This window comes from Hydrogenophaga sp., assembly GCF_041633695.1.
Taxonomy (GTDB): Bacteria; Pseudomonadota; Gammaproteobacteria; order Burkholderiales; family Burkholderiaceae_C; genus Hydrogenophaga.
Genome location: NZ_JBFJMY010000238.1, coordinates 1 through 6,477 on the forward strand (window position 1 = coordinate 1; position 6,477 = coordinate 6,477).

Genomic DNA, 6,477 nt, shown 5'->3' on the forward strand with positions numbered 1-6,477 from the left:
CGGCATGCCGACCGCGCCGAGGTAGTAGGACAGCGGCACGTGCGTGGTGTCGACCTTGCGCAAGGCGCCGGGCTGGGTCGCATCGACCACGCTGAATTGCTGCCAGCCGCCCATGCCCACGACCTGGTCACCGGCCTGGAACTTGGGGTGCCGGCTTTCGACCACTTCACCGACGGTGCCGCCGATCATGACTTCGCCCAGCGCCTGCGAGGCGGCGTAGCTTTTGCTGTCGTTCATGCGACCGCGCATATAGGGGTCCAGGCTCAGGTAGTGGTGGCGCACCAGCACCTGGCCATCGGCCAGGGCCGGTGTCTCGCTGCTGACGAGTTTGAAGTTGGCCACGGTGGCCTCGCCCTGTGGGCGGTTGTCGAGCACGATTTGTTGGTTGGTTGGCATGGTGGTTTCCTGGAAGAGACTGGCGTCAGTCGGTTGAAATCGGGTTGAGGCTCTGGGCGCTGCCGGGCCCGGTGGGCAGGCGCGCCACGTATTTGAAAGTACCGGTGGCGTGTGCGCACAGTTTGTCTTGTGCGTCGAAAATGCGGGCCTCGGTGAAGGCCATGGTGGCGGTGCGGTGCAGCAGCTTGCCCTCGGACCGCAAAGGCCCTCTGGCCGCGCGCATGAAGCTGGTTTTCATCTCGATGGTGACGCAACCCATGGCCGGTTCGACCGAGCGCGCCGCGTGGGCCATGACCACGTCCATCAGCGTCATGCTGGCGCCGCCGTGCACCACGTTGAACGAGTTGCCGTGCTCCGGTCCGGGCGCAAAAGCGATCTCGGCTTCGCCGCCCTCCATGCGGAGCAGTTCGAAGCCCAGCAGTTCGACAAAAGGGATATGAACCGAAAATTTCATGGTCACAGTGTGTCGCAATCGTTCAAAAATGGGACCTCAAAATCCAGGTAAATAGCCCAGATGGATAGCCGAAATGTATGGGCCAAAGAGGCCGTGGAACCGGCATTGCCGGGCCACAGGCGTCGCTTCCTTGAGGGGGTGACGCGCCACGGGCGCGGCGCGGGGATGCGCCAAAACTACCCACCGGTGACCACGGACACCCCGCCGTCCACCGCCAGCCACTGGCCGGTGATGTGTTTGCCAGCATCCGAGGCGTACAGCACCGTCAGGCCTTTGAGGTCTTCGTCGTCACCGAGGCGGAGCAGCGGCGCGTGGGCCGCGAGCTTTTCTTCGCCCATGGCCTTCAACGTGCCCTGGGTCATCTTGCTCGGAAAGAAGCCCGGGCAAATCGCGTTCACGGTGATGCCATAGCGGCCCCACTCGGCGGCCAGAGCGCGGGTGAAGTTGATCACCGCGCCTTTGGAGGTGTTGTAGGCAATGGTCTGCATCTCGGGCGGATTGCCGCCGAGACCGGCGATGCTCGCGGTGTTGATGATGCGCCCGCTCTTGCGCGCGATCATGCTGCGCTTGGCCACGATCTGGCTCAACAGAAAATAGCTGCGCACGTTCAGGTTCATCACCTTGTCCCAGGCTTCCAGCGGGTGGTCTTCGGCCGGTGCGCCCCAGGCGGCGCCTGCGTTGTTGACCAAGATATCGATGTCGCCCAGGCGCTGCAGGCTTTCGTCGGCCAGGCGCTGGATGTCGGCTTCTTTCCCGCAATCGGCGGCGATCCAGCGCGCGTCAATGCCCGCGGCTTGCAGCTCGGCGGTGGCGGTTTCCAGATCTTCGGCCTTGCGCGAGCTGATCACCACACGAGCGCCCTGCTCGCCCAGCGCATGGGCCATTTGCAGGCCGAGGCCGCGCGAACCGCCGGTGATGAGGGCGGTCTTGCCCTTGAGATCAAAAAGTTGTTGAACAGTGCGGGTCATGAAAGGTCTCCTGGGTTGTTGGTTTGTGTAGGGGGGTGTTCGTTCGGGCAGTACCCGTAGCGCACCCGCCGCTGGGTTCAGTCGGTTTCGTAATCCATGCACTGGCGCTCCTGGCGCACAGCACCCATGAAGGGTTTGAGCGCCACGTGCTGGGGATGGTTCTGGTAGGCGTCGAGTGCGGCCTGGTCGACGAAAGCGCTGTTCAGCACCAGGTCGTAGCTGCACTCTCTGCCTGGTGCGGCCACCGCCGCTTCGAAACTCAGAATGCCGGGCGCGAGCGCGGCGCAGGCGTCGAGCAAGGCTTTGGCTTTGACCAGGTTGGTGGGCTTGTCGGCGCCTTCGGCAAAATCCTTCAACTTCCACATGACGATGTGCCGGATCATGGCGACTCCTTCAGGCGGGCGCGTACAAAAATGAGCACAACACCCAGCAAGGCCACCAGGCCGCCGCCCACAGCCAGCGTCCAGCTCAGATCGGCATCGCTGTCTTGCAGGGCCAGGCCGAGCACGCCGGTGAGCAAGCCGCCGTAAATCAAAACCCAGATCAGGGTTTGCAGGCGTTGCAGTTGCAGTGCTGTAGGCATCAGAACGCTTCCTCAGGCATGTTGGCGCAGGTCGGGTCGCGGCTTGCCACCACCGCCAGCCAGGCGCCGATTTTCGGCAGTTCGTAGTGGAAGAAAAAGCGGCAAGCGCTCAGGCGCCCCACGTTGGCGGCGCTGTCTGCGTTGGTTTGCGCCACCAGCGCCACGTCCAGCCAGATCCAGGCCAGAACGGTGTGGCCAAAGGCTTGCATATAAGGCACGGCATTGGCCAGTGCTTCAACGGGCTGGCCGGTCGACCACGCGGCCTGCGTGGCCTGGGTCACCTGCGACAAGGCCTGACCCAATCGCTCGGCATGTGTGGCCAGCACCGGCACCTGCTGCGCCCGTGCCATGGTGTCTTGCATGCGCTCGGCCAGCAATTGCAGGCCCTTGCCCTCCTCCATCAGCACCTTGCGGCCCAGCAAATCCATGGCCTGGATGCCGTGCGTGCCTTCGTGGATCATGTTGAGCCGGTTGTCGCGCCAATACTGCTCCACCGGAAAGTCGCGCGTATAGCCGTAGCCCCCCAGCACCTGGATCGCCAGGCTGTTGGCTTCGAGGCACCATTCGCTGGGCCAACTCTTGGCGATAGGGGTCAGCACCTCCAGCAACAGGCGCGCCTGGTTGGCGGCGTCGGCGTCTGCCGTGTGCTGCTCGTCCACCAGACGGGCGCAATACAGGTTGAGCGCCATGGCGCCTTCACCGTAGGCTTTCTGCGCCAGCAACATGCGCTTCACATCGGCGTGTTCGATGATGCGGGTCTGCGGCTGGGCCGGGTCTTTGCCGGCCGGCCCCATGGGGCGGCCCTGCGGGCGGTTTTTGGCGTAGTCCAACGAGGCGTGGTAACCCGCCATGCCGAGCATGGTGGCGGCCAGGCCCACGCCGATGCGGGCCTCGTTCATCATGTGGAACATGCAGGCCAGGCCTTTGCCCGGCTGCCCGACCAGATAGCCGACGGCGCCAGCAGCGCCCGCCACCGGGTATTTGCCTTCGCCGAAGTTGAGCAGCGTATTGGTGGTGCCGCGCCAGCCGCATTTGTGGTTCAGGCCCGCCAGCGCCACGTCGTTGCGCTCGCCGGTCAGCTCGCCACCGGGATTGACCATTTTCTTGGGCACGATGAAGAGCGAAATGCCGCGTGTACCGGGCACCAGCTTGCCACTTTCGTCGGGGATCTTGGCCAGCACCAGGTGGACGATGTTCTCGGTCAGCTCGTGCTCGCCGGACGATATCCACATCTTGTTGCCCGTGAGGCGGTAGCGCGGGCCCAGCGGGTCGCCCTCAAAGCCCTCGCCGTCGGGCACGGCGCGGGTCGCCACATCGCTCAGGCTTGAGCCGGCCTGCGGTTCGGACAAGCACATGGTGCCCGACCAACGGCCAGAAAATTCGTTCAGCGCAAACACCTGCTTTTGCAAAGCCGTGCCGTGCTTCATGAGCAGGTTGGCATTGCCCGTGGTCAGCATGCCCGAGCCGATGCTCACCGAGGCCATGGCGAAGAAGGCATTGGCCGCCGCCTCCACCGTGTACGGCAACTGCATGCCGCCAATGTCGTAGTCTTGCGCCGCGCTCAGCATGCCGCTCTCGGCATACGCCTTTGCGGCATCGTGCGTGGCCTGCGGCAAGATCACTTTTTCGCCATCGAAATGCGGCTCTTGCGTATCCACCAAACGGTTGAAGGGTGCGTACTTCTCGCGCGCAATGCGCTCGCAGGTGTCGAGCACCGCGTCAAAGGTTTCGCGGCTGTGATCGGCGAAGCGTTCGCGCTCGCCGAGCGAAGGCACGTTGAGCCAGTCATAGAGCAGGAAATCGACGGTAGGGCGAAGGCTCATGGGGATCATCCACAACGAGAAGAACCAACCAAGCAGAGCACCCGCCCCTTGTCGGAGCACGTGTCTGCATCCAGAGATGCCGTGGATCCGGCTCCGCCGGTCCACAGGCATCGCCCCCCTATGGGGGGTGACGCGAAGCGGCGCGGGGGGTGCTCTTTACAGCACTTCGAACACGCCAGCTGCGCCCATGCCGCCACCGATGCACATGGTCACGCAGACGCGTTTGGCACCACGGCGCTTGCCTTCGATCAAAGCATGGCCGGTCAGGCGCTGGCCCGACACACCGTAAGGGTGACCCACGGCAATGGCACCGCCGTTGACGTTGAGCTTGTCACCCGGAATGCCCAGCTTGTCGCGGCAGTAGATCACCTGCACGGCGAAGGCTTCGTTCAGTTCCCACAGGTCGATGTCGCTCACCTTCAGACCCAGGCGCGCGAGCACCTTGGGAATGGCGAAGACCGGGCCAATGCCCATTTCGTCGGGCTCACAACCAGCGACGGCAAAACCGAGGAAACGGCCCAGCGGCTTCAAGCCACGCTTCTCGGCCAGGGTTTCGTCCATCAGCACGCAAGCGCCGCCGCCATCAGAGAACTGGCTGGCGTTGCCGGCCGAGATCAGGCCACCCGGCAGTGCAGAGCGCAGACCGTGGATGCCGTCAAACGTGGTGCCGGCGCGGATGCCTTCGTCGTTTTCAACAGTGACTTCTTTGGTGATCAGGCCCAGCGCCTTGTCGGCGATACCCGCGGTGACGGTGATGGGTGCGATCTCGTCCTTGAACAGACCGGCTTCCAATGCGGCCGTGGCGCGCTGCTGGCTGGCGGCGCCGTATTCGTCCATGGCGTCGCGGCCGATGTTGTAGCGCTTGGCCACCTGCTCGGCGGTCTGCAGCATGTTCCAGTAGATCTCGGGCTTGTTCTTCACCAGCCAGGGGTCGGCCAGCATGTGGGTGTTCATTTCCTGCTGCACGCAGGAAATGCTCTCCACACCACCGGCCACATAAACGCTGCCCTCACCCGCGATGATGCGTTGTGCGGCCATGGCGATGGTCTGCAAGCCGGACGAGCAAAAACGGTTGACGGTCATGCCCGAGACGGTGATGGGCAGGCCAGCGCGCAGGGCGATCTGGCGCGCGATGTTGGCGCCGGTGGCACCCTCGGGATTGGCGCAACCCATGATCACGTCTTCGACTTCGGCGGCGTCGATGCCGGCGCGCTCAACAGCGTGCTGGACCGCATGGCCGCCCAGCGTGGCGCCATGGGTCATGTTGAAAGCGCCTTTCCAGCTCTTGGCGAGCGGGGTGCGGGCGGTGGAAACGATGACGGCGTTGGTCATGATGGAGTCCTTGAGATTCGAATAAAAAGCGGATGGCTACGAGCTATTCGGAGGCGATGGCTGTTGTCCAGTGCGCCCGTGGAACCGGCTCCGCCGGGCCACAGGGTGCGTCCCCCCTCCGGGGGGAAGACGCGAAGCGGCGCAGGGGGGACATCACGGATTAAAGGTTTTGCCTTCGGCCACCAAGCGGGCCAGCAGCGGCGCCGGTTCCCAGAACTTGGCGTCGTCCAGCGGGTTCTTGGCGAAGCGCTTCATGGCCTGGACCACGTTGAACAGGCCCACGGTGTCGGCGTAAATCATGGGGCCGCCGCGGTGCGCCGGGAAGCCGTAACCGAAGATGTAAACCACATCGATGTCGCTGGCCTTGTTGGCAATGCCTTCTTCGAGGATGTGGGCGGCTTCGTTCACCAGCGAAAACACGAGGCGCTGCACGATTTCTTCGTCGGAAATCTTGCGCGGCTGGATGCCCAGCGACTTGCGGTGGTCTTCGATCATCTGCACCACCTCGGCGTTCGGGATGGCGTCGCGCTTGCCGGGCACGTAGTCGTACCAGCCGGCACCGGTCTTCTGGCCGAAGCGGCCTTTTTCACACAGCAGATCGGCGGTCTTGCTGTACTTCATGTCCGGTTTTTCCTGGTAGCGGCGCTTGCGGATCGCCCAGCCGATGTCGTTGCCGGCCAGATCGCCCATGCGGAACGGGCCCATGGCCATGCCGAACTTCTCCATCGCCTTGTCGACCTGCGCCGGGGTGCAGCCTTCGTCCAACAAGAAGCCGCCCTGGCGGCCGTACTGTTCGATCATGCGGTTGCCGATGAAGCCGTCGCACACGCCCGAGACGACACAGGTCTTGCGGATCTTCCTGCCGAGCTGCATCACCGTCGCGAGGACGTCGTTCGCCGTCTTTTCGCCACGCACCACCTC

The 6,477-nt window shown here is 64.0% G+C and carries 7 protein-coding genes and 1 pseudogene; all 8 read right to left on the reverse strand.

The features are described from left to right. Nucleotides 1-396, reverse strand: a pseudogene (locus ABYB95_RS14545) (NADP-dependent oxidoreductase); the annotation flags it as partial. 25 nt (nucleotides 397-421) lie between these two features. Continuing rightward, nucleotides 422-850 (reverse strand): PaaI family thioesterase, encoded by a 429-nt coding sequence (locus ABYB95_RS14550; RefSeq protein WP_372659287.1) that lies wholly within the window; start codon nucleotides 848-850, stop codon nucleotides 422-424. Nucleotides 851-1,026: 176 nt separating this feature from the next. Then, nucleotides 1,027-1,818, reverse strand: coding sequence for an SDR family oxidoreductase (locus ABYB95_RS14555; protein WP_372659288.1), 792 nt, complete (start codon nucleotides 1,816-1,818; stop codon nucleotides 1,027-1,029). Between the two features lie 77 nt (nucleotides 1,819-1,895). After that, nucleotides 1,896-2,201 (reverse strand): Dabb family protein, encoded by a 306-nt coding sequence (locus tag ABYB95_RS14560; RefSeq protein WP_372659289.1) that lies wholly within the window; start codon nucleotides 2,199-2,201, stop codon nucleotides 1,896-1,898. After that, nucleotides 2,198-2,401, reverse strand: a complete 204-nt coding sequence (locus ABYB95_RS14565) for a hypothetical protein (protein ID WP_372659290.1) — start codon at nucleotides 2,399-2,401, stop codon at nucleotides 2,198-2,200. The genes ABYB95_RS14560 and ABYB95_RS14565 overlap by 4 nt, the downstream gene beginning before the upstream one ends. Beyond that, the gene (locus tag ABYB95_RS14570; RefSeq protein ID WP_372659291.1) at nucleotides 2,401-4,224 is read right to left on the reverse strand and encodes an acyl-CoA dehydrogenase; all 1,824 of its coding nucleotides are present in this window, start codon (nucleotides 4,222-4,224) and stop codon (nucleotides 2,401-2,403) included. Before ABYB95_RS14570 ends, ABYB95_RS14565 begins: the two co-directional genes overlap by 1 nt. Before the next feature lie 156 nt (nucleotides 4,225-4,380). Next, the gene (locus tag ABYB95_RS14575; protein WP_372659292.1) at nucleotides 4,381-5,556 is read right to left on the reverse strand and encodes an acetyl-CoA C-acyltransferase; all 1,176 of its coding nucleotides are present in this window, start codon (nucleotides 5,554-5,556) and stop codon (nucleotides 4,381-4,383) included. A 153-nt stretch (nucleotides 5,557-5,709) separates the two neighbouring features. Then, a partial coding sequence (locus tag ABYB95_RS14580; protein WP_372659293.1) for a 3-hydroxyacyl-CoA dehydrogenase family protein occupies nucleotides 5,710-6,477 on the reverse strand: 768 nt, incomplete at its 5' end.

Bases quoted from the DNA above. Each gene is read 5' to 3' on its own strand.
- ABYB95_RS14560 (WP_372659289.1), bottom strand. From the start codon at position 2,201: ATGATCCGGCACATCGTCATGTGGAAGTTGAAGGATTTTGCCGAAGGC.
- ABYB95_RS14550 (WP_372659287.1), bottom strand. From the start codon at position 850: ATGAAATTTTCGGTTCATATCCCTTTTGTCGAACTGCTGGGCTTCGAA.
- ABYB95_RS14570 (WP_372659291.1), bottom strand. From the start codon at position 4,224: ATGAGCCTTCGCCCTACCGTCGATTTCCTGCTCTATGACTGGCTCAAC.
- ABYB95_RS14565 (WP_372659290.1), bottom strand. From the start codon at position 2,401: ATGCCTACAGCACTGCAACTGCAACGCCTGCAAACCCTGATCTGGGTT.
- ABYB95_RS14555 (WP_372659288.1), bottom strand. From the start codon at position 1,818: ATGACCCGCACTGTTCAACAACTTTTTGATCTCAAGGGCAAGACCGCC.
- ABYB95_RS14575 (WP_372659292.1), bottom strand. From the start codon at position 5,556: ATGACCAACGCCGTCATCGTTTCCACCGCCCGCACCCCGCTCGCCAAG.